We start from the raw sequence: 21612 nt of genomic DNA, 5'->3' as shown, positions 1-21612 counted from the left end.
CAACGCAAAGGCCCGGCGTCCCTAAGGGGAGGTCGGGCTTTTTGTTTGTGGGCGGCGCGGCGTTTCCGAACGGGATCGCGCGAGCCTTTAGAGAAGTTTTTGGTCGGATATAGGGTTCAGTGCAGCTGGGCGGGCGCCGCAACACAGCATTCTTACGCAAGCCGCCGGCTCTGCTCACGCGCGGTTAGCGCGATCACTCGATGGTAGGCCGCAAAGCGGTCCGGTATCGAAGGAGAGAAGAATGCACACGATTCGTCTGGCGAAGAAGGCAGACCTTCCCGCGATACTGGCGCTTTTCGCAGCGTCCGAAGTAAGCGAGTTCGCCCGACCCGCCGAGCGGGCCGCGCAAATCTGGGACGCTACGCTGGCGAGCAATCACCTGTTTGTGTTCGTGAGTGCCATCGAGAAGGGACTGGCCGCGACGTGCACGCTGATCACCGCACCGAACCTGTTGCGCAACGGGCGATCGCACGCGTTTCTTGAAAACGTGGTGACTCATCCCGATCACAGGGGGCAGGGGCATGGCGGGGCCGTCGTCAGCAGGGCGCTCGACCATGGCTGGGCGCTCGACTGCCACCATGTGCTGATGCAAAGCGGCCGCCCGGACCCCCGCGTTCACCGCTTTTACGAAAAGCTGGGCTTCTTGCCGGGTTTGCGGACCGGCTATGTCGCCATGCGGCCCGAAAGGTGAACACCCCGACGCCTTGCGCAATCGGCGCAGCAATGTTGTGTCACCGAAATGATACGCCGATCGAGCCGCATATCATGATGGCATATCGAGCGGCCTGCTTTCGGACACGGTGTACAATTCCGCGGTGCGGTTCGTGATCGTCAGCTTTCCCGCCTCTGCCAACACCTGCTGGAATTGCTCGCTCGCGCCATGCGCCTCGACCGCTTGCCAGTCGCGCCATCCTTCGAAAAGATGGAAGATGGTGCTGTCCTCCAGGCTCTGCGCGACCTTCAGGAACGCGCATCCGTCGCGTTTTCGAGCCGCCGATGCCATTTTCAGGGCGAGCGCCCTGAACGCGTCCACATCCTTCGGGGCAAGTTGATAGGTGGTATCGATAAGAAGCATGGACTGGGCCATTTTCGGGGTCTCCATTGCCGGATGGTTGCTGCGCCGCGCAAGGCCCATGCGCGACGCGCCGGGCCGGAAAGTACGGCAATGGCGATATGGCTGACCGGTTGCCATTGCACCAGTACATACACAAAGGTAAGTGTCGAATATGGTTGAGGTCGGCGATGACAGCGGTTGCGGTCTGGACATTGCGTTTGCCGTGATCGGCGGCAAATGGAAGCCACTGATCCTGTATCATTTGCGCGCCGGGCCGAAACGGTTTGGCGAACTGAAACGTGCGATCGGCAGCGTCAGTGAAAAGGTGCTGATCCAGCAATTGCGCGAACTTGCCGCGGCGGGCGTGCTGATCCGTCGCGATTACCAGCAAGTACCGCCCAGGGTTGATTACACGATCACCGATTTCGGCATTACGCTTGCCGAGGCGCTGATGCCGCTGTGCATATGGGGCGTGGAACACCGGGCGCGTATTGAAGCGACGGCGGCGGTATAGCATGTTCGAAACGCGATTGCCGATGCGGCGGTTCGCCAGCGATCCGGAGTTGACGGCGCTGTTGGCACCGTTGAATCCCACATGCCAGTGATTCTGCGGTAAAATCGCATTTCGGGGGGTTGATCCGAATCGCGCGCCGCTGTAGAGGCGCCCCTTCAGTTTTCGGTTTGAACAGCAAGAGGCTGCCTTTCGACCGTCGTCCTGTACTTTTCGGGACCGGTGGTTGGGGGAGCGGCCCCGCTCTTTCGCATTGGTAGGGTTATGGACAACAATATCCGCATTCGCCTGAAGGCGTTCGATCATCGCGTGCTCGATCAGGCGACCGGCGATATCGCCGAGACCGCCCGCCGCACCGGCGCGCTAATTCGTGGTCCCATCCCCCTGCCGACGCGAATCGAGAAGTTCACCGTGAACCGTGGCCCGCACATCGACAAGAAGTCGCGCGAGCAGTTCGAGGTGCGCACCTATAAGCGTATGCTGGACATCGTTCAGCCCACGCCGCAGACCGTCGACGCGCTGATGAAGCTCGATCTTGCTGCGGGTGTTGATGTCGAGATCAAACTGGCGTAAGGACGCGCCTTCTCGACGACAAAGAGATTCGGTTTTCGCCTAGTCTGTGCATTTGCACTTCCGGTGAAAACAGGCTCCCGCGAATAGCGGTGAGCGCTGAGGGTTCGCCCTCACACGACATTGGGATACCGCCGGCCGCTTCGGCTGCCGGGCCTGCGTCCCCCGTCATGTCCGACATGCCCCGGCATATCGGACGCTCAGCCCGGCGGGGGCTCGCATTTCATATTTCGGGCTGGCACGCACCGCAAAGGAATGGTCCTTCGCGGTGCCTCTGTATGGGAGTGAATGGATCATGCGCACTGGCGTGATCGCGAAGAAAATGGGGATGACCCGCCTGTTCCAGGATGATGGCCGGCATGTGCCGGTGACCGTTCTGGCGCTTGAAGGCGTTCAGGTCGTCGCCCGTCGCGAGATGGACAAGGATGGCTATGTCGCCGTCCAGCTTGGCGCGGGCAGCGCCAAGGCAAAGAATCTGAGCAAGCCGCAGCGCGGCCATTTCGGCAAGGCCGAAGTCGAGCCCAAGGCAATCGTCTGCGAATTTCGCGTCGAGGAAGACGGCCTGCTGGACGTCGGCGCCGAACTGGCTGCCGATCATTTTGTCGCGGGCCAGCTGGTCGATGTGTCGGGCCGTACCCAGGGCAAGGGCTTTGCCGGTGCGATGAAGCGCTGGGGCTTCGGCGGTCTGCGGGCTTCGCACGGCGTTTCGCTGTCGCACCGCTCGCATGGTTCGACCGGTAACCGTCAGGACCCGGGCCGCGTCTTCAAGAACAAGAAGATGGCCGGTCACATGGGCGACCGTAACCGCACGCAGCAGAATCTTGAGATCGTTTCGACCGATGTCGAGCGCGGGCTGATCTTCGTGAAGGGCTCGGTGCCCGGTCACAAGGGTGCGTGGCTGATCGTCAAGGACGCCGTGAAGGTTCCGCGCCATGCCGAGGCTCCCTATCCGGCCGGCTTGAAGCAGGCCGCGAATTCCAACGACTCCGCTCCCGCCGATACGCCTGCTGATGAAGCGGCGAACGCGGAAGCGACCGAAGGCCAGGAGGGCTGATCAAGTGAAGGTCAAGGTTCAGACCCTCGACGCCAAGGCAAGCGGCGACATCGAGCTCAATGACGCGGTTTTCGCGGTTGAGCCGCGTGCGGACATTCTGCACCGCGTCGTTACCTGGCAGCTCGAGAATCGTCGCGCTTATGCGCGTCCGACCCGTGAACGTTCGGACGTTGCGCGCACCGGCAAGAAATGGGGTCGCCAGAAGGGTGGGGGTACTGCCCGTCACGGCGACCGCAAGGCGCCGATCTTCATCGGTGGCGGCAAGGCGCACGGCGCCCGGGCCCGCGAATTTTCGGTGTCGCTCAACAAGAAGATCCGTGCGCTGGGCCTCAAAATGGCGCTTTCGAGCCATGCCAAGTCCGGTTCGCTGATCGTGCTCGACGCGTTCGACGCCGATAAGACAAAGGCGCTCAAGGCGCAGTTCGAGAAGCTGGGCGTGGGCAAGACCGCGCTGGTGATCGACGGCGAGCAGAGCGAGGCGAAGGCCGCCCGCAACTTGGCAGGCGTGAACGTCCTGCCGGCGGTTGGTGCGAACGTCTACGACATCCTGAAGCATGACACGCTGGTCCTGACCAAGGCGGCGGTCGAAAAGCTGGAGGCGCGTTTCAATGGCTAAGAAGCCGGCAAAGTCGGCGGTCGATAACCGCCATTACGACGTGATCGTCGCGCCCCATATCACCGAAAAGTCGACGCTGGTCAGCGAGGCGAATGCGGTGGTGTTCAAGGTGGCGAACGACGCGAGCAAGCCCGAGATCAAGGCAGCGGTCGAAGCGTTGTTCAACGTTTCGGTAACGGCCGTGAACACGATTGTCCAGAAGGGCAAGACCAAGAAGTGGAAGGGCGCGCCGTACAAGCGCACCGACATGAAAAAAGCGATCGTGACGCTGAAGGACGGCGATTCGATCGACGTCACGACGGGGGTCTGAGGTAAATGGCACTCAAGCATTACAACCCGACTTCTCCGGCACGACGCGGACTGATCCTCGTCGACCGCAGCGGTCTTCACAAGGGCGGCCCTGTCAAGCAGTTGACCGAGGGCAAGCGCAAGACGGGCGGCCGCAACAACAAGGGCCATGTCACGTCGCGCGGAATCGCCGGCGGCCACAAGCAGCGCTATCGCATCATCGATTTCAAGCGCCGCAAATGGGACGTCGAAGGCACGGTAGCGCGTCTGGAATATGATCCCAACCGCACCGCGTTCATCGCGCTGATCGAATATAGCGACGGTGAGCAGGCGTACATCATCGCGCCGCAGCGGCTTGCTGCGGGCGACAAGGTGATCGCGGGCAAGAAGACTGACGTAAAGCCGGGCAATGCCATGGAACTGGGTCAGATGCCGGTCGGCACCATCGTCCACAATGTGGAGATGAAGCCGATGAAGGGCGGGCAAATCGCCCGGTCGGCAGGCACCTATGTCCAGGTTGTTGGTCGTGACCGCGGCATGGTCATCGTCCGTCTGAATTCGGGCGAGCAGCGCTACATCCACGCCAATTGCATGGCGACGGTTGGTGCGGTGTCGAACCCCGACAACCAGAACCAGAATTTCGGCAAGGCCGGACGTACCCGCTGGAAGGGCAAGCGCCCGCTGACCCGTGGCGTCGCGAAGAACCCGGTCGACCACCCGCATGGTGGTGGTGAAGGCCGTACTTCGGGCGGCCGTCATCCGGTTACGCCGTGGGGCAAGCCGACCAAGGGTGCGCGCACGCGCAATAACAAGCAGACCGACAAGATGATCATCCGGTCGCGTCACGCCAAGAAGAAGGGCTAAATAATGGCTCGTTCAGTCTGGAAAGGCCCGTTCGTAGAACTGAGCCTGCTGAAAAAAGCGGAAGCCGCGCAGGACGCCGGTGGCCGTGCGCCGATCAAGACCTGGTCGCGCCGCTCCACCATTCTCCCGCAGTTCGTGGGGCTGACGTTCAACGTCTATAACGGCCGCAAGTTCGTGCCGGTGTCGATCAATGAAGACATGGTCGGCATGAAGCTGGGTGAATTCGCGCCGACGCGCTTCTTCCCCGGCCACGCCGCCGACAAGAAGGGTAAGCGCTGATGAGCAAGCAGGCAGCTGAACGCCGCGTCGGCGAGAAGGAAGCGCTGGCCGTCGGCACCACCATTCGTGGTTCGGCCCAGAAGCTGAACCTCGTCGCCGGCCTGATCCGCGGCAAGAAGGCGGATGAAGCGCTGAACATCCTCGCTTTCTCGAAGCGGGCGATGGCGGTTGATGCGCGCAAGGTGCTCGCTTCGGCGATCGCCAATGCGGAGAACAACCACAATCTCGACGTCGACGCACTGGTCGTCGCCGAGGCTTCGGTCGGCAAGTCGATCACCATGAAGCGGTTCCACGCCCGTGGCCGCGGCAAGTCGACGCGCATCCTCAAGCCGTTTTCGCGGCTGCGGATCGTCGTTCGCGAGATGGAAGAGGCGTAAGTCATGGGTCAGAAGAGCAATCCGATCGGGCTTCGGCTCCAGATCAACCGGACCTGGGACAGCCGCTGGTTCGCCGAAGGCCATGATTATGGCCGCCTCCTCATGGAGGATCTCAAGATCCGCCAGTACATCCTGAAGACGGTGCCGCAGGCAGCGATCTCGAAGGTTGTGATCGAGCGTCCGGCCAAGCTTTGCCGCGTGTCGATTTATGCGGCGCGTCCCGGTGTGATCATCGGCAAAAAGGGTGCGGACATCGAAAAGCTTCGTCAGAAGCTGAAGACGATGACCGATTCCGACGTGTCGTTGAACATAGTAGAAATCCGCAAGCCGGAAATCGATGCCAAGCTCGTCGCACAGGGCGTTGCCGACCAGCTGGAACGCCGTATCGCGTTCCGCCGGGCGATGAAGCGCGCGGTTCAGTCGGCGCTTCGTCTTGGTGCGGAAGGTATCCGTATCACGTGCGGCGGCCGTCTGGGCGGTGCCGAGATTGCCCGCGTCGAATGGTATCGCGAAGGCCGCGTTCCACTTCACACGCTGCGCGCCAATGTCGATTATGCCGAAGCCGAAGCGCACACCGCCTATGGCGTGTGCGGCGTGAAGGTGTGGATCTTCAAGGGTGAGATCCTGGGCCACGATCCCATGGCGCAGGACCGGCTGATGATGGAGGCTCAGACCTCCGGCGTCCGTCCGGCACGCTGAGCTTAAGGGACCAGGACAAGAACCATGCTGCAACCAAAGCGCACCAAGTTCCGCAAGGCCTTCAAGGGCCGCATCCATGGCGATGCGAAGGGCGGCACGACGCTGAACTTCGGCTCGTACGGCCTTAAAGCGCTCGAGCCCGAACGGATCACCGCTCGCCAGATCGAGGCGGCCCGCCGCGCGATCACGCGTCACATCAAGCGTCAGGGACGTTTGTGGATCCGCGTGTTCCCCGACGTGCCGGTTTCGAAGAAGCCTGCCGAAGTCCGTCAGGGTAAGGGTAAGGGTAGCCCTGAATATTGGGCCGCCCGCGTCAAGCCCGGCCGTATCCTGTTCGAACTGGACGGCGTTGCCGGCCCGCTGGCCGCCGAGGCGTTCGAGCGTGCGGCGATGAAGCTGCCGATCAAGACCAAGGTGGTGGCTCGCCTGGGCGACCATTCGCACCTGGAGGGTTGAGGATCATGACCGACATTACCGATCTTCGGACGAAATCCGACGACGAGCTGAATACGCAGCTCGGCCAGCTGAAGCGCGAGGCGTTCAACCTGCGTTTCCAGGCGGCGACCCAGCAGCTCGAAAAAACGAGCCGCGTGAAGGAAGTCCGTCGCGACATCGCCCGTATCAAGACGCTGCAGAACGAGCGCTCGCGCTCGGCTGCCAAGTAGGAAGGACGCGAAGACATGCCGAAGCGCGTGCTGCAGGGGCAGATCGTCTCCGACAAGACCGACAAGACCGTGACCGTGCTGGTGGAGCGCCGGGTTAAACACCCGCTCTATGGCAAGATCATGCGTCGGTCGAAAAAATATCATGCCCATGACGAGGGCAATGAGTACAAGGAAGGCGAAACCGTCCGGATTGAGGAGATCGCACCGATTTCCAAGACCAAGACGTGGAAGGTGATCGCGCGGGTGAACACCCATGCGACGCCCGAAGAGGTCCAGGCCGAAGCCTGAACCCAGCTGTTTTAAGAGCAACGGAACCACCGGGATTTCCCGGCAGGCCTAACGAGAAGGAATTGGATCGATGATCCAGATGCAATCCAATCTCGACGTCGCGGACAACAGCGGCGCGAAGCGGGTGCAGTGTATCAAGGTGCTGGGCGGCTCCAAACGCCGCTTTGCCGGCGTTGGCGACGTGATCGTCGTCTCCGTCAAGGATGCGGTGCCGCGCGGCCGTGTGAAGAAGGGCGACGTCCATCGCGCCGTCATCGTTCGCACGTCGAAGGACATTCGTCGCCCCGACGGTTCGGTGATCCGCTTCGACGGCAACGCAGCCGTTCTCGTCAACAAGAACGAAGAGCCGATCGGCACCCGTATCTTTGGCCCGGTCGTGCGCGAGCTGCGTTCGAAGGGCTATATGAAGATCATCAGCCTTGCGCCGGAGGTGCTGTAATGGCCGCCGCCAAGATCAAGAAGGGCGATCAGGTCATCGTTCTGTCCGGCAAGGACAAGGGCCGCACCGGTGAAGTGGTTCAGGCCATGCCGCGCGAGGGCAAGGTGATCGTCGAGGGCATCAACGTGCATGCCCGCCATCGTAAGCCGAGCCAGGAAAATCCGCAGGGCGGCATCGATCGCAACCCGGCGCCGATGGACATTTCCAACGTCGCGCATGTGACGAAGGACGGCAAGGCTACCCGCGTCCGCTTTGAGGAGCGCGACGGCAAGAAGGTCCGCGTGGCCGTCAAGACCGGGGAGGTCATCAATGGCTGAAAAATACGTTCCGCGTATGCGCAAGCTGTACGACGACGAAATCGCCAAGGCGATGAAGTCGAAGTTCAACTATAAGAACGACATGGAAATCCCGCGCATCGACAAGATCGTCCTGAACATGGGCGTTGGCGAAGCGACGCAGGACCGCAAGAAGGTCGATCAGGCCGTTTCCGAAATGGAGCGGATCGCCGGCCAGAAGCCCGTCGTGACCAAGGCGAAGAAGTCGATCGCGCAGTTCAAGCTGCGTGAAGGCATGGCGATCGGGTGCAAGGTGACCCTGCGCCGCGAACGCATGTTCGAATTCCTCGACCGTCTGGTGACGATCGCGATGCCGCGTATTCGCGACTTTCGCGGGCTGAATCCGAAGTCGTTCGACGGCCGTGGCAACTATGCCATGGGCGTAAAGGAACAGATTGTCTTCCCCGAGATCAATTACGATCAGATCGACAAGGTCCGGGGCATGGACATCATCGTGACCACTACCGCGAAGACCGATGAAGAGGCTCGCGAACTCCTGCGCCTTTTCGGTTTCCCGTTCCCCGCGAACGAAGAAACCCAGCAGGCTGCATAAGGAAGGAAGAACTTAAGTCATGGCGAAACTGAGTTCGATCAACAAGAATGAGCGTCGCAAGAAGCTGGTGAAGAAATATGCCGGCCAATATGCGAAGCTGAAGGCCATTGCGGACGACGAAAGCCTGGAATTCCAGGATCGTTGGGTCGCCCGGCTCAAAATGGCGGAAATTCCGCGCAACGGCAATCCGACGCGCATTCGCAACCGCTGCGAGCTGACCGGCCGTCCGCGCGGTTATTACCGCAAGTTCCGTCTCGCGCGCGTGATGCTTCGCGATCTTGCCAACCGCGGCATGATCCCCGGCGTCACCAAGTCGAGCTGGTAAGGAAAACGCAATGGCATTGACCGATCCCCTGGGTGACATGCTCACCCGCATCCGCAACGGCCAGCGCGCGCGCAAGGATTCCGTCCTTACGCCGGCGTCGAAGCTGCGCACCCGCGTGCTCGACGTTTTGCAGCGCGAAGGCTTTATTCGCGGGTACAGCGAAGAGCAGATGGGCCCCGCTGCAGGCATCCGCATCGAGCTGAAATATTTCGAAGGCCAGCCCGCGATCAAGCATGTTGCGCGCGTGTCGAAGCCCGGCCGCCGCGTCTATTCGGGTTCCAAGGAACTTCCGCGCGTTCGCAACGGACTTGGCATCACCATCGTTTCGACGCCTCGCGGCGTTCTGTCCGACGCGGAAGCGCGGGATCAGAATGTCGGCGGCGAAGTGCTGGCGGAGGTGTTCTGATGAGCCGTACAGGCAAACGGCCGGTCGCCGTACCGGCAGGTGTAACCGCCAATATCGACGGTGGCGAAATCTCGGTGAAGGGTCCCAAGGGCACGCTCACCATGCCGAAGGATCCGCTTGTCTCTTATGAGATGACCGATCGTGGTATCCAGGTAAACCCGGTGAACCAGACGAAGCGGGCACGCTCTTTCTGGGGCATGCAGCGCACGCTGATCCAGAACCTGGTGACGGGCGTGACCGAAGGCTTTTCAAAGAAGCTGGAAATCAACGGCGTCGGCTATCGCGCCAATGCGCAGGGTCGCAAGCTGAAACTTCAGCTCGGCTTCAGCCACGATGTCGATATCGAGATTCCCGAAGGGCTTGAGGTCAAGACCCCCGACCAGACGACGGTCGAGATTTCGGGCATCGATAAGCAGAAGGTAGGCCAGTTGGCCGCGGAAATCCGCCAGTGGCGCAAGCCCGAACCCTATAAGGGCAAGGGTGTGAAATACGCCGGCGAGTATATCTTCCGCAAGGAAGGGAAGAAGAAGTAATGGCCAAGGGTCTGTCTCTCTTTCAGAAGCGGCGCCGCCGCAATCGCAGTGCGCTGGCGAAGCGCGCGGGCGGCCGTCCCCGGCTGTCGATCCACCGTTCGGGCAAGCATATCTATGCCCAGGTGATCGACGATACCGAGGGCAAGACTGTTGCCGCAGCGTCGACGCTGGAAAAGGCCGAGCGCGGCAAGAACGGCGCGAACATCGATGCCGCCAAGGATGTCGGTACGCGCGTCGCCGAGGCGGCGAAGAAGGCCGGCGTCACCAGGGTGGTATTCGACCGCGGCGGTTTCCTGTTTCACGGCCGGGTCAAGGCGCTTGCCGACGCGGCGCGTGAAGGCGGATTGGAGTTTTAAGAATGGCTGACGAAAATACGACCGGCCAGGGCAACCAGCCCGAGCAGACGCTCGCCCCCGAAACCACGGCGCAGGACGTCACCCAGCCCGCCCAGAATCAGGGCGGGCAAAATCAGGGCGGCCAGAATCAGGGTCAGCCGCGCGGTGGCCGTGGCGGCCGTGGACGCGATGGCGGACGTGGCCGCGACGGCGGCCGGGGCCGTGGTCGCCGCGACGATCGCCGCAATCAGGACGATGGCGAAGAGCTGATCGAAAAGCTGGTTCACATCAACCGCGTTTCCAAGACGGTGAAGGGTGGTAAGCGCTTCGGTTTCGCCGCGCTCGTCGTCGTAGGCGATGGCAAGGGCCGGGTCGGTTTTGGCCATGGCAAGGCACGCGAGGTTCCCGAGGCGATTTCAAAGGCGACTGCTTCGGCCAAGAAGAAGATGATCCGCGTGCCGCTGCGCGAGGGTCGTACGCTTCACCATGACGGTCGCGGCACGTTCGGCGCTGGTCGGGTCTATGTCCGCTCGGCTCCGTCGGGTACGGGCATCATCGCCGGCGGTCCGATGCGCGCCGTGTTCGAATCGCTGGGCGTTGCCGATGTGGTGACCAAATCGGTCGGCACGTCCAACCCCTATAACATGATCCGTGCAACCTTTGAGGCGCTGGGCGACCAGTCCAGCCCGAAGGCGGTGGCGCAGCGTCGCGGCAAGAAGATTGCCGACCTGCTGGGCCGCGGCGGTTCGCAGACCGCGGAGGCTGATGCCGCCGCGATCACGGAGTAAACCGTCATGGCGAAAAAGAACGACAAGAAGACCATCAAGGTCACCCAGACCGGTTCGCCGATCCGGCGCGACAAGGCGCAGCGCGCCACGCTGACCGGCCTTGGCCTGGGCAAGATGCACAAGACCAGCGAGCTGGTGGACACGCCTGAGGTACGGGGCATGATCCAGAAGGTGCATCACATGGTCACCGTCGAAGCCGAAGGCTGATCGCGCGAAAGCGCAATTCGGTGATGACAAATATGGGGAAGGGGGCTAAGCGGCCCCCTTCCTGTTTTTCAAGCGCGAACAAAGCGAAAGCGAGTGCATAGTTATGAAGATCAACGAACTCCGCGATAATGAAGGCGCCCGCAAGGGCCGGATGCGCGTCGGACGCGGCATCGGTTCGGGCAAGGGCAAGACCGCCGGTCGCGGCCAGAAGGGCGCCAAGGCGCGCTCGGGCGTTTCGATCAACGGTTTCGAGGGCGGTCAGATGCCGCTCCACATGCGCCTGCCAAAGCGCGGCTTTAACAACCCCTTCGCCAAGGATTATGCCGAGGTGAATCTGGGCACGGTGCAGAAGGCGATCGACGCCAAGAAGCTGGATGCATCGAAGGATATCGACCATGCCGCGCTGAAGGCCGCCAATCTGGCGCGCGGTGGCAAGGACGGCGTCCGCCTGCTGGGCAAGGGTGAGCTGACCGCGAAGGCGAAGTTCATCGTTGCCGGTGCGTCCAAGGGCGCGAAGGAAGCGGTCGAGAAGGCCGGTGGTTCGATCGAGGTGATCGAGGTCGTGCCCGCTTCGGAAAAGGCCGCCGCCAAGAAGGGCAAGGGCCAGTCGAAGAACAAGGCAAAGGCCGGGGACTGATTTCCCGCGGCCCGTGACACTGGCTTAGACAAGCCTGTGCACTTCATTATATGGGGCGGCGGGAGCGGTGTTTGCCGTTTCCGCCGTTCATCATTTCAGGACGTGTAGATAAACATGGCGAGTTCTGCCGATCAAATGGGCGCGGGGCTTAGCCTCGCCAATTTCAGCCAGGCCACCGAGCTGAAGAAGCGGCTGTGGTTCACGCTGGGCGCCCTCATCATCTTCCGGATGCTGAGCTATGTCCCGCTGCCGGGGATCGACCCTACGGCGCTGGGCCTGCTGGCGCAGCACACCTCCGGCGGCGTCCTTGATTTCTTCAATAGCTTTTCGGGTGGGTCGCTCAAGCGCATGAGCGTCACCGCGCTGGGCGTGATGCCGTACATCACCGCATCGATCGTGGTGCAGCTCGCCACTTCGCTCAGCCCGCAACTCGCCGCGATCAAGAAGGAAGGCGAATCGGGCCGCAAGAAGCTGAACCAATATACCCGTTATGGCACGGTCGGGCTGACGGCGGTGCAGGGATATTTCCTTGCCGCCGGGCTTGAGGCGCTGGGCGCCAACCAGGGAGTTCAGGCGGTGGTCGCGCCGGGCATGATCTTCCGCGTCGCGGCGGTGGTGTCGCTGATCGGCGGCACGATGTTCCTGATGTGGCTGGGCGAACAGATCACCAGCCGCGGTATTGGCAACGGCATTTCGCTGATCATCATGGCAGGCATCGTCGCCAACCTGCCGGTCACGCTGGCCCAGTTGTTCGAAGGCGGCCGTTCGGGATCGGTCAACCCGCTGACGATCGTGGTGGTCATTGCAGCGGTGGCGGGTCTGGTGCTGTTCATCTGTTTCATGGAACGGGCGCAGCGGCGTATCCTGATCCAGTATCCCAAGCGACAGACCGCGCGCGGCGTCCATGCCGATCGCAGCCATTTGCCGCTGAAGATCAACACCGCGGGCGTCATCCCGCCGATCTTCGCCTCTTCGCTGTTGCTGATGCCGCTGACGATCAGCCAGTTCGCCGGGAACAAGGTGTCGGGCGAAAGCACCTGGGGCGATATCGTGCTGACGCTGAACCAGTATCTCCAGCACGGATCGCTGGTCTATATGCTGCTATACGGTGCGGGTATCGTATTCTTCTCGTTCTTCTACACCGCGGTCGTGTTCAATCCCGAAGAGACGGCGGACAATCTGAAGCGCTATGGCGGGTTCATTCCCGGCATCCGTCCGGGCAAGAACACCGAGACCTATCTGGACTATGTGCTGACTCGTATCACGGTGATCGGCGCGGCCTATCTGGCGCTGATCTGCCTGTTGCCCGAATATCTGATCGCGCAGATGGGCATTTCCTTCCTGCTGGGCGGGACGAGCCTGTTGATCGTGGTCAATGTGACGATGGACACGGTGGCGCAGATACAGTCGCATTTGCTGGCGCATCAATATGGCGACCTGATCAAGAAGGCGAAGCTGAAGGGCGGACGTCTGCGTTGACGACGTTCGCCGGTATCGGCGGCAATCACGGTAACAGGGGAAGCGTGCGTGAACATCATCCTGCTTGGTCCGCCGGGGGCGGGTAAGGGCACCCAGGCCAGCCGGCTCGAAAAGGACCGCGGCATGGTGCAGCTGTCGACGGGCGACATGCTGCGCGCCGCGGTGAAGGATCAAAGTCCGGTAGGCGTGAAGGCGAAAGCGGTGATGGACGCCGGTGAACTGGTGTCCGACGCGATCGTTTCGGCGATCATCGGCGAACGGCTCGACCGGCTCGAAGCGAATACCGGCGCGATTTTCGACGGCTATCCGCGCACTGCCGCGCAGGCTGAGGCGCTCGATATCCTGCTGGGCGAGCGCGGCCGCAAGCTCGATTACGTAATCGAGTTGAAGGTCGATGAAGATGCGCTGGTCGAGCGCATCGTCGGTCGGTTTACCTGCGCCGAATGCGGGGCGGGCTATCACGACAAATACAAGCTGCCCAGACAGGCGGGCGTGTGCGACAAGTGCGGCAGCCATGAATTCAAGCGCCGACCCGACGATAATGCGGAAACGGTGCGTACCCGCATGGCCGAATATCGTGCCAAGACCGCGCCGATCCTGCCGATCTATGAAGCACGCAGGCTTGTTCATCGTGTCGACGGCATGGGGCAGATCGACGACGTCACGCGCGAGATCGAGGCGATTCTCGACCGGAAGTCCTGAACGCCGAGCCTCTGAAATCAGCGTCTATATGGGAAAGCCGGTGCGACATGCGCCGGCTTTTCTTCGTTTCGGGGACATTTGCTTTGTGTAGTGCGTTTTGGCCTGTCCCGATCATCGCGGATCACGCCAGGTGCATATCAACGCCCCTCCCGGCTGCAGCCGCTACCGCCCGCAACTGGAGCAGATATATGGCGCAGCGCCCGAAGCTGAACGATTTTCTGGAAGACCTGAAAGAGCGCAATCCCAATCAACCCGAATTCGTACAGGCAGTGCGCGAAGTGGCCGAGGATGTCGAAGCGCTCATCGCCGAAAATCCCGAATATCATCACCAGCAGATTTTGCGGCGGATGAGCGAACCCGATCGGGTGATCAGCTTTCGCATTTGTTGGGAAAATGACGATGGCGATATCTGCGTTCAGCGCGGCTACCGGGTGCAGAACAACAATGCCATCGGGCCCTATAAAGGCGGGCTGCGCTTTCATCCGAGCGTGACGGAGAGCGTGCTCAAATTCCTTGCGTTCGAGCAGACGTTCAAGAATTCGCTCACCGGCCTTCCCATGGGTGGCGGCAAGGGCGGGGCGGATTTCAATCCCAAAGGCCGCTCCGAGCGGGAAATCATGCGCTTCTGCCAGAGTTTCATGACCGAACTGTACCGCCATGTCGGCGCGGATATCGACGTACCGGCGGGCGATATCGGGGTCGGGTCGCGCGAAATCGGGTTTATGTTCGGCCAGTATAAGCGGATCACCAATCGCTTTACCGGGGTGCTGACCGGCAAGGGGCTGGAATATGGCGGGTCGCTGATCCGGCCCGAAGCCACCGGCTATGGCGCGGTGTATTTCCTGCGCTCGATGCTCGATACGCAGGGCCGCGACCTTGATGGTCTGGATGTCGTGATTTCGGGATCGGGCAATGTCGCCACCCATGCCGCGGAAAAGGCAACCGACCTTGGCGCGAGGGTGGTCGCGATGTCCGACAGCAAGGGGTTCATTCACGATCCCGACGGGGTCGACGCCGAAAAGATCGGCTGGATTAAGGAGCATAAGGGGCGGCGCGGCGGAGAGATCGCCGACTATGCCGATGAATTTTCCGGGGCGCGTTTTCACAAGGGCAAAAAACCTTGGGGCGTGAAATGCGACATTGCGATGCCATGCGCGACGCAGAACGAATTGAGCGGCGATGACGCGCGCACGCTGCTCGATAATGGCTGTATCGCGGTTGCCGAAGGGGCGAACATGCCGACCGAGCGCGACGGCGTGAAGGCGTTCAAGGAAGCGCGCATCCTGTATGCGCCGGGCAAGGCCGCGAATGCCGGAGGCGTGGCGGTGTCGGGTCTGGAGATGAGCCAGAATTCGGAACGCCGTTCCTGGGACAAGGATCAGGTACAGGGCCTGTTGGTCGATATCATGCGGGATATTCACCAGCGTTGCCGCGACGACGGCACCGATGGCAAGGGCGATTATTGCGATTATGTCAGGGGCGCGAACGTCGCGGGTTTTCGCAAGGTGGCTGACGCGATGCTTGCCTATGGCGTGGTATAGGATAGCGATTTGCGTCGGCGCGCGTGGGTGCGTCGGCGACGCTTCGCTTGACAGCGGATCGCGTTGGACCTAAGCGGAGCCGTAATTCCGATACGAAGGTGTTTCCGGCGGCGTTATCGTGCGCACGCCGGTCGCTTGCGTTGCGGAATATTTAACGCGACGAGATGGGGTGAACGCTGCCATGCGCACCTCGTGGAGCTGGGAGAAAACAAACTCATGGCACGTATTGCGGGTGTCAACATCCCGACCAACAAGCGCGTGGTGATCGCGCTTCAGTATATCCACGGCATTGGCCAGGCCAAGGCGAAGGAAATCACCCAGAATCTGAACATCGCGCCGGAACGCCGCGTGCAGGACCTGACCGATCAGGAAGTCCTTCACCTGCGTGAAGCGATCGATGCCGGGTACACGGTTGAAGGCGATCTTCGCCGCGAAACCGCGATGAACATCAAGCGGTTGATGGACCTCGCCTGCTATCGCGGGCTTCGGCACCGTAAGGGCCTGCCGGTTCGCGGCCAGCGCACGCACACCAATGCGCGGACCCGCAAGGGCAAGGCAAAGCCGATCGCGGGCAAGAAAAAGTAAGGAAAATCGTCCGAGGACGATTTTCTGCTTTTTCTCCGCCGGAGGCCGGTACGAGGCAGATAGCCTCCCGCTCTCTGTATTGAGATTTCAGGTCAGGACATCAAATCAATGGCACGTGAACCGCAGCGCCTTCGCAGGCGTGAACGCAAAAACATCTCGGCCGGCGTCGCCCATGTGAACGCCAGCTTCAACAACACGATGATCACCATCACCGACGCGCAGGGCAATGCGATCAGCTGGTCTTCGGCCGGCATGATGGGTTTTAAGGGCAGCCGCAAGTCGACGCCCTATGCCGCGCAGGTCGCGGCGGAGGATGCCGGGCGCAAGGCCGCCGATCATGGCGTCCGCACGCTGGAAGTCGAAGTGAAGGGTCCGGGTTCGGGCCGCGAATCGGCGCTTCGCGCGCTGCAGGCGGTCGGTTTCCAGATCACGTCGATCCGCGACGTGACCCCGATCCCGCACAACGGCGTTCGTCCGTCGAAGCGCCGCCGCGTCTGATTTCGCCGTCGGAACAAAGCGTTCTTACAAACGCTCGCTTTGTTCGCATCGGTTTTTTCGGCGGGAATCGCCCCTTTTCCCGCCCAACCTAGGGGAAGCCCGTGTCTGTCAACGCAAAGAACTGGCAGGAACTCAAGAAGCCCAATGGCCTCGAGAAGAAGTCGGGCGGCGATTCAAAGCGCAAGGCGACGTTCGTTGCCGAGCCGCTGGAGCGCGGTTTCGGCCTGACGCTCGGCAATGCGCTTCGCCGCGTTCTGCTCTCGTCGCTTCAGGGTGCGGCGGTAACGTCGCTCAAGATCGAGAATGTGCTCCACGAATTCTCTTCGCTCGCCGGTGTGCGTGAGGATGTAACGGATATCGTCCTGAACGTGAAGCAGATCGCGCTGAAAATGCAGGGCGAAGGCCCCAAGCGGCTTCAGCTTTCGGCAACCGGCCCCGCAGAGGTGAAGGCCGGCGACATCGCGGTCAGCGGCGATATCGAAGTGACCAATCCCGACCTCGTCCTTTGCCATCTGGATGAGGGCGCGACGCTGAACATGGAACTGACCGCCGATACCGGAAAGGGCTATGTTCCCGCGGCGGGCAACCGCCCCGCCGACGCGCCGATCGGTCTGATCCCGGTCGATGCGCTGTACAGCCCGGTTCGCCAGGTTTCGTACAAGGTGGAAAACACCCGCGTCGGTCAGGAACTCGATTATGACAAGCTGACGCTGTCGATCGAAACCGATGGCACGGTGACGCCGGAAGATGCCGTGGCCTATGCCGCGCGTATCCTTCAGGACCAGCTAGCGCTGTTCGTGCATTTCGACGATTCGGCGATGCCTGCACAGGCCCCGGCGGGTCAGGCTGCTCCGGCGGCGGGCGAAGCCGGTGGCGATACCGCGCAGATCAATCGTTACCTCCTCAAGAAGGTCGACGAACTGGAACTGTCGGTGCGTTCGGCCAACTGCCTGAAGAACGACAATATCATCTATATCGGCGATCTGGTTCAGAAGACCGAGGCCGAGATGCTTCGCACGCCGAATTTCGGTCGTAAGAGCCTTAACGAGATCAAGGAAGTCCTGAGCTCGATGGGCCTTCGCCTCGGGATGGAAATCCCTGGCTGGCCGCCGGAAAATATCGAGGAAATGGCCAAGAAGCTCGAACAGGAGATTCTGGGCTGATTGCAGGCGGATAGCCAAGTCTATCCGCCGTTTCAGCAATCAGCACGGCCAGCGGGTCGGCAGTGCCGACCCGTCTGACGATGCGGCTTTGCCGCGGCGTCGCCGTCTTTGGCCGGATTCCCCACTTCCGCGGGAATGACGGCGTAAGCGTTTGGGGCCTTCCCGGTCGGGAAGGCGACGGATTTTTGGAGCAGGCCAGCCGTCCCTGCCTGGCCCGGGGAGGTCCGTAAAACGGCCCCGGTACGAACGGAAAGGAAATACCATGCGTCATCGTTATGGCGGCCGTAAGCTGCAGCGCACCTCCGCCCACCGTCAGGCGCTTTTGCGCAACATGTCGGCTTCGCTCATCAAGCATGAACAGATCACCACCACGCTTGCCAAGGCGAAGGAACTTCGCCCCTATGTCGAGAAGCTGGTGACGCTGGCCAAGAAGGGCGGCCTGTCGAACCGTCGGCTCGCTGCAGCGCGGCTGATGGACGACACGCAGCTCGTCAAGCTGTTCGACGTGTTCGCCGATCGCTATGCTAGCCGCAACGGTGGCTATACCCGCATCATCAAGGCCGGTATTCGCGCGTCGGACGCTTCGCCGATGGCGGTCATCGAATTCGTCGATCGTGACGTCGATGCCAAGGGGCAGGATTCGGGTCCGGTCATGACCGATGAGGATTTCGAAGACGCGGCCTGATCTCCGTAAGCCTTTTATGGGTTGAGCAAGACCCGCCCCGCGCGCCTGTTCCGACAGGGCGGCGCGGGGCGGGTTTTGTTTTTTGGCCGGAAGGTCGCAGGGGCGGAGTTCCCGCGCTTCGTCATCGCGAGTAGCGAAGCGACGCGGCGATCCAGCGACCCGCATGCCGCCGCTGGATTACTTCGCCCGCGCCGCGGGCTCGCAATGACGAGGTGGTGAGAGGTGCCCGTGTTTCGGCCTACGCAGGCCGCTTGAGAAAGATGCTGTCGCTATCTACGGTGCGGGCACTTTTGTTTCGGGGGGAATTTCAATGCGCCGCTTGACCCTGCTCGCTCTGCCGCTGCTGTTCGCGGCGGGGCCGCTCAACGCTCAGACCAGTTCGGAGACCACGACCGCGATGCCTACCAGCCAGTTGCACTATCCCGAAACGCGTCGCGGTGACGTGGTTGACGATTATTTCGGGACGAAGGTCGCCGATCCGTATCGCTGGCTGGAAAACGATGTCCGAGAGGACAAGGAGGTGGCCGACTGGGTCGCGGCGGAGAACAAGGTCACCGACGCCTATCTGGCGACGCTGCCGGGACGCGATATCTTTGCCAAACGACTGCGCGCGCTGATGGATTATGAACGCTTCGGGATTCCGACCGAAAAGGGCGGGCATTATTTCTATCAGCATAATAGCGGGCTGCAGAATCAGGCCGAACTGTTCGTGCGCGATTCGCTGAACGGCGAGGGCAGGGTGCTGCTCAACCCCAATGACTGGTCAGCCGACGGCGCGACCGCGCTTGCCGAATGGGTGCCGTCGGAAGACGGAAAATATCTGTTGTACGCGGTGCAGGACGGCGGCACCGACTGGCGCATGGTAAAGGTGCTGAACGTCGCGACGGGGCAGCAGCTTTCCGACGAGCTGCAATGGGTCAAATTTTCCGACTTTTCCTGGGCGAAGGACGGATCGGGCTTCTATTATTCGCGCTTTCCCGAACCGGCGAGCGGTGAGAAGTTTCAGGCGACGAACGAAAACCAGACCGTTTATTTCCACAAACTGGGGACCGATCAGGCGGCGGACCGGCTCGTCTACAAAACACCGGACCATCCCAAATACGGGCATAGCGCGCAGGTTACCGATGACGGCAAATGGCTGGTCATCATCACCAGCGAAGGCACCGACAACCGCTATGCGGTCACGGTAAAGGACCTTACCAAGGCGGATGCGAAGCCGCGCACGATCGTTGCGAAGCTGGAAAACCAGTGGTCGCCGATCGGCAATGTCGGATCGACTTTCTATTTCGACACCAACAAGGATGCGCCGCGCGGTCGGATCGTCACGCTGGACGTTGCGGCGGCCGATCCGATGGCGACGATGAAGGAAATCGTGCCGCAATCGGACGCGACGCTGGACAGCGCAAGCATGACCGGCGGGCGGATTTTCGCCAGCTATCTGGTCGATGCGAAGACGCAGGTCCGCCGTTATGCGCCCGACGGCAAATCGCTGGGCATGGTGGAATTGCCCGGCATCGGCACCGCGGCGGGCTTTGGCGGCGATGCGGATTCGGACGAAACCTTCTTTGCATTCACCAGCTTCGCGACGCCCACGACGATCTATCGCTATGACATCAACAGCGGTGAGGCGACCGCCTGGGCAAAGCCGCAAGTCGATTTCGATCCCGACCAGTATGAGGTGAAGCAGCGCTTCTATACCTCGAAGGACGGGACCCGCGTTCCGATGTTCATCGTGCATAAAAAGGGGATCAGCGAACCCGCGCCCACGTTGTTGTACGGCTATGGCGGGTTCAACATTCCGCTGACCCCCGCCTTTTCCTCCACCCGGCTCGCGTGGATGGAGCAGGGCGGGGTGCTGGCCGTCGCCAATCTTCGCGGCGGCGGCGAATATGGCAAGGCGTGGCACGATGCCGGCCGGTTGCACAACAAGCAAAATGTGTTCGACGATTTCATCGCCGCGGGCGAGGACCTGATCGCGCAAGGCGTGACGACCAAGGACAAGCTCGCCATTCAGGGCGGATCGAACGGCGGGTTGTTGATCGGCGCGGTCACCAACCAGCGGCCCGACCTGTTCGCAGCGGCGCTTCCGGCGGTAGGGGTGATGGACATGCTGCGCTTCGACAAATTTACTGCCGGGCGCTACTGGGTCGATGATTACGGCTATCCGGAGAAGAAGGAGGATTTCGATGTCCTCTATTCCTATTCGCCCTATCACAACATTCATTCGGGCAAGGACTATCCTGCGATTCTGGCATCGACGGCGGACACCGACGACCGCGTGGTGCCGGGGCATACGTTCAAATACACTGCCGCGCTTCAGCATGCCGATATCGGCGACAAACCGCATCTGGTGACGATCGAGACGCGCGCCGGCCACGGGTCAGGCAAGCCGACCGACAAGATCATCGAGGAATATTCCAACCTCTGGGCTTTCGCCGCCTATTGGACGGGAATGAACGTACATATGCCCGAGTAATCGCGCTTGCGCTTCGCATGTGTGTTGATACGCAACACACATGCGAAGCCTATTTGGAACCACCGTCGCTGCCTTCGCCCTATTGGCTCTCCCTTCGGCGACACATGCGCAGCGGCAACCGGCGGCACGCACGGCGCGTACCCATGTCGCGCCCGACATTGTCGCGCGCCTGATCGAACGCGACGCGCAACTGTTCGCGGCGGCGTTCGATCGGTGCGATCCGCAGGCGATGCGGGCGATGGTGACCGATGATTTCGAATTCTATCACGACCGCGAAGGGCTGATCGCCGCCAATGGCGACCAGTTTCTCGCTGACGGTATCGAAACCTGTAACCGGCGCGCGCGTGGTGAGGCAGAGGTGCTGCGCCGTGAGTTCATTCCGGGCAGCAACAGCTTTCATGCGCTAGGCGAGGGGCGGGTGATGCAGATCGGTCGGCATCGCTTTTACCTGATCGAAGCGGGCAGGCCCGATCGCCTGGTCGAAGAGGCGACGTTCCTTCACCTGTGGCGCAGGATGCCAGACGGATGGCGGATCGCGCGCGAGATCAGTTACGACCATGTCGCGATCGGCGCGCAATAGGCGCGATCGTATGGCGTTCGGCGCGGGCGACCGGTTCGCTACCACTTCCCCTCTACGCGGCATCTGCTATCTGCCTCGGG

The 21612-nt window shown here is 61.5% G+C and carries 33 protein-coding genes; 32 read left to right on the top strand and 1 reads right to left on the bottom strand.

All coding sequences use genetic code 11. From position 1 onward, the window contains the following. Positions 1–241 precede the first annotated feature (241 nt). A complete protein-coding gene (locus KY084_RS11310) occupies positions 242–691 on the top strand; it encodes a GNAT family N-acetyltransferase (protein ID WP_219238583.1) in 450 nt (149 codons plus the stop codon). A gap of 72 nt (positions 692–763) precedes the next feature. On the opposite strand, the gene KY084_RS11305 is transcribed toward KY084_RS11310, so the two are convergent. Then, entirely contained in the window at positions 764–1075 is a 312-nt protein-coding gene (locus tag KY084_RS11305; RefSeq protein ID WP_219238582.1) for a putative quinol monooxygenase, read from the bottom strand. Between the two features lie 151 nt (positions 1076–1226). Between KY084_RS11305 and KY084_RS11300 the strand changes: the two genes are divergently transcribed. The 31 genes from KY084_RS11300 to KY084_RS11150 all read left to right on the top strand — a co-directional run bounded on the left by KY084_RS11300 (position 1227) and on the right by KY084_RS11150 (position 21532). After that, entirely contained in the window at positions 1227–1568 is a 342-nt protein-coding gene (locus KY084_RS11300) for a winged helix-turn-helix transcriptional regulator (protein ID WP_219238581.1), read from the top strand. 261 nt (positions 1569–1829) lie between these two features. Further along, entirely contained in the window at positions 1830–2138 is a 309-nt protein-coding gene (rpsJ, locus tag KY084_RS11295; RefSeq protein ID WP_133496197.1) for a 30S ribosomal protein S10, read from the top strand. Between the two features lie 292 nt (positions 2139–2430). Then, positions 2431–3189, top strand: a complete 759-nt coding sequence (gene rplC, locus KY084_RS11290; RefSeq protein WP_219238580.1) for a 50S ribosomal protein L3 — start codon at positions 2431–2433, stop codon at positions 3187–3189. A gap of 4 nt (positions 3190–3193) precedes the next feature. After that, positions 3194–3805 carry a 50S ribosomal protein L4 gene (gene rplD / locus KY084_RS11285; protein ID WP_219238579.1) on the top strand — a complete coding sequence of 204 codons (612 nt, stop codon included), beginning with the start codon at positions 3194–3196 and terminating at the stop codon, positions 3803–3805. Next, a complete protein-coding gene (locus KY084_RS11280; RefSeq protein ID WP_219238578.1) occupies positions 3798–4115 on the top strand; it encodes a 50S ribosomal protein L23 in 318 nt (105 codons plus the stop codon). Before rplD ends, KY084_RS11280 begins: the two co-directional genes overlap by 8 nt. A gap of 5 nt (positions 4116–4120) precedes the next feature. After that, entirely contained in the window at positions 4121–4957 is an 837-nt protein-coding gene (rplB, locus tag KY084_RS11275) for a 50S ribosomal protein L2 (protein ID WP_219238577.1), read from the top strand. A 3-nt stretch (positions 4958–4960) separates the two neighbouring features. Beyond that, entirely contained in the window at positions 4961–5236 is a 276-nt protein-coding gene (rpsS, locus tag KY084_RS11270; protein ID WP_133496192.1) for a 30S ribosomal protein S19, read from the top strand. Further along, a complete protein-coding gene (rplV, locus tag KY084_RS11265; RefSeq protein ID WP_133496191.1) occupies positions 5236–5613 on the top strand; it encodes a 50S ribosomal protein L22 in 378 nt (125 codons plus the stop codon). Before rpsS ends, rplV begins: the two co-directional genes overlap by 1 nt. 3 nt (positions 5614–5616) lie before the next feature. After that, positions 5617–6312 carry a 30S ribosomal protein S3 gene (rpsC, locus tag KY084_RS11260; protein ID WP_133496190.1) on the top strand — a complete coding sequence of 232 codons (696 nt, stop codon included), beginning with the start codon at positions 5617–5619 and terminating at the stop codon, positions 6310–6312. A gap of 24 nt (positions 6313–6336) precedes the next feature. Continuing rightward, entirely contained in the window at positions 6337–6768 is a 432-nt protein-coding gene (gene rplP, locus KY084_RS11255) for a 50S ribosomal protein L16 (RefSeq protein WP_219238576.1), read from the top strand. A gap of 5 nt (positions 6769–6773) precedes the next feature. Then, the gene (rpmC, locus tag KY084_RS11250; protein WP_219238575.1) at positions 6774–6977 is read left to right on the top strand and encodes a 50S ribosomal protein L29; all 204 of its coding nucleotides are present in this window, start codon (positions 6774–6776) and stop codon (positions 6975–6977) included. 15 nt (positions 6978–6992) lie between these two features. Beyond that, positions 6993–7265, top strand: coding sequence for a 30S ribosomal protein S17 (gene rpsQ, locus KY084_RS11245; RefSeq protein ID WP_219238574.1), 273 nt, complete (start codon positions 6993–6995; stop codon positions 7263–7265). A gap of 70 nt (positions 7266–7335) precedes the next feature. Continuing rightward, positions 7336–7704, top strand: a complete 369-nt coding sequence (rplN, locus tag KY084_RS11240; RefSeq protein ID WP_133496186.1) for a 50S ribosomal protein L14 — start codon at positions 7336–7338, stop codon at positions 7702–7704. Next, positions 7704–8021 (top strand): 50S ribosomal protein L24, encoded by a 318-nt coding sequence (rplX, locus tag KY084_RS11235; RefSeq protein WP_219238573.1) that lies wholly within the window; start codon positions 7704–7706, stop codon positions 8019–8021. The genes rplN and rplX overlap by 1 nt, the downstream gene beginning before the upstream one ends. Next, positions 8014–8592: a 50S ribosomal protein L5 gene (rplE, locus tag KY084_RS11230; RefSeq protein WP_219238572.1), complete on the top strand. Its 579-nt coding sequence runs from the start codon at positions 8014–8016 to the stop codon at positions 8590–8592. Before rplX ends, rplE begins: the two co-directional genes overlap by 8 nt. 19 nt (positions 8593–8611) lie before the next feature. Beyond that, complete coding sequence (rpsN, locus tag KY084_RS11225; protein ID WP_219238571.1) at positions 8612–8917, top strand: 30S ribosomal protein S14; 306 nt, start codon at positions 8612–8614, stop codon at positions 8915–8917. A gap of 10 nt (positions 8918–8927) precedes the next feature. Then, positions 8928–9323 (top strand): 30S ribosomal protein S8, encoded by a 396-nt coding sequence (gene rpsH, locus KY084_RS11220; protein WP_219238570.1) that lies wholly within the window; start codon positions 8928–8930, stop codon positions 9321–9323. Continuing rightward, complete coding sequence (gene rplF, locus KY084_RS11215; RefSeq protein ID WP_219238569.1) at positions 9323–9856, top strand: 50S ribosomal protein L6; 534 nt, start codon at positions 9323–9325, stop codon at positions 9854–9856. The genes rpsH and rplF overlap by 1 nt, the downstream gene beginning before the upstream one ends. Continuing rightward, the gene (gene rplR / locus KY084_RS11210) at positions 9856–10212 is read left to right on the top strand and encodes a 50S ribosomal protein L18 (RefSeq protein ID WP_219238568.1); all 357 of its coding nucleotides are present in this window, start codon (positions 9856–9858) and stop codon (positions 10210–10212) included. Before rplF ends, rplR begins: the two co-directional genes overlap by 1 nt. Before the next feature lie 2 nt (positions 10213–10214). After that, positions 10215–10979 carry a 30S ribosomal protein S5 gene (gene rpsE, locus KY084_RS11205; protein WP_219238567.1) on the top strand — a complete coding sequence of 255 codons (765 nt, stop codon included), beginning with the start codon at positions 10215–10217 and terminating at the stop codon, positions 10977–10979. Positions 10980–10985: 6 nt separating this feature from the next. Next, the gene (rpmD, locus tag KY084_RS11200; RefSeq protein WP_219238566.1) at positions 10986–11186 is read left to right on the top strand and encodes a 50S ribosomal protein L30; all 201 of its coding nucleotides are present in this window, start codon (positions 10986–10988) and stop codon (positions 11184–11186) included. A 103-nt stretch (positions 11187–11289) separates the two neighbouring features. Then, on the top strand, positions 11290–11823 hold the full coding sequence (gene rplO / locus KY084_RS11195; protein ID WP_219238565.1) for a 50S ribosomal protein L15: 534 nt from the start codon (positions 11290–11292) through the stop codon (positions 11821–11823). A gap of 114 nt (positions 11824–11937) precedes the next feature. Further along, on the top strand, positions 11938–13302 hold the full coding sequence (gene secY / locus KY084_RS11190) for a preprotein translocase subunit SecY (protein WP_219238564.1): 1365 nt from the start codon (positions 11938–11940) through the stop codon (positions 13300–13302). 48 nt (positions 13303–13350) lie between these two features. Further along, positions 13351–14004, top strand: coding sequence for an adenylate kinase (locus KY084_RS11185; protein WP_219238563.1), 654 nt, complete (start codon positions 13351–13353; stop codon positions 14002–14004). Between the two features lie 188 nt (positions 14005–14192). Then, positions 14193–15545, top strand: coding sequence for an NADP-specific glutamate dehydrogenase (gdhA, locus tag KY084_RS11180; protein WP_219238561.1), 1353 nt, complete (start codon positions 14193–14195; stop codon positions 15543–15545). A 216-nt stretch (positions 15546–15761) separates the two neighbouring features. Continuing rightward, positions 15762–16130, top strand: a complete 369-nt coding sequence (rpsM, locus tag KY084_RS11175) for a 30S ribosomal protein S13 (protein WP_219238560.1) — start codon at positions 15762–15764, stop codon at positions 16128–16130. Between the two features lie 108 nt (positions 16131–16238). Further along, a complete protein-coding gene (rpsK, locus tag KY084_RS11170; RefSeq protein WP_219238558.1) occupies positions 16239–16628 on the top strand; it encodes a 30S ribosomal protein S11 in 390 nt (129 codons plus the stop codon). Between the two features lie 101 nt (positions 16629–16729). Next, complete coding sequence (locus KY084_RS11165) at positions 16730–17791, top strand: DNA-directed RNA polymerase subunit alpha (protein ID WP_219238557.1); 1062 nt, start codon at positions 16730–16732, stop codon at positions 17789–17791. Positions 17792–18053: 262 nt separating this feature from the next. Further along, the gene (gene rplQ, locus KY084_RS11160; protein ID WP_219238556.1) at positions 18054–18476 is read left to right on the top strand and encodes a 50S ribosomal protein L17; all 423 of its coding nucleotides are present in this window, start codon (positions 18054–18056) and stop codon (positions 18474–18476) included. 310 nt (positions 18477–18786) lie between these two features. After that, the gene (locus KY084_RS11155; protein ID WP_219238555.1) at positions 18787–20952 is read left to right on the top strand and encodes a prolyl oligopeptidase family serine peptidase; all 2166 of its coding nucleotides are present in this window, start codon (positions 18787–18789) and stop codon (positions 20950–20952) included. A 40-nt stretch (positions 20953–20992) separates the two neighbouring features. Further along, entirely contained in the window at positions 20993–21532 is a 540-nt protein-coding gene (locus KY084_RS11150) for a nuclear transport factor 2 family protein (protein WP_219238554.1), read from the top strand. Positions 21533–21612 lie beyond the last annotated feature (80 nt).

This window comes from Stakelama flava (assembly GCF_019351405.1).
GTDB classification, from domain to species: Bacteria; Pseudomonadota; Alphaproteobacteria; order Sphingomonadales; family Sphingomonadaceae; genus Sphingomonas; species Sphingomonas flava_A.
The sequence above is the reverse complement of the archived record's forward strand: the minus strand, read 5'-3'. Positions and strand labels throughout refer to the sequence as shown.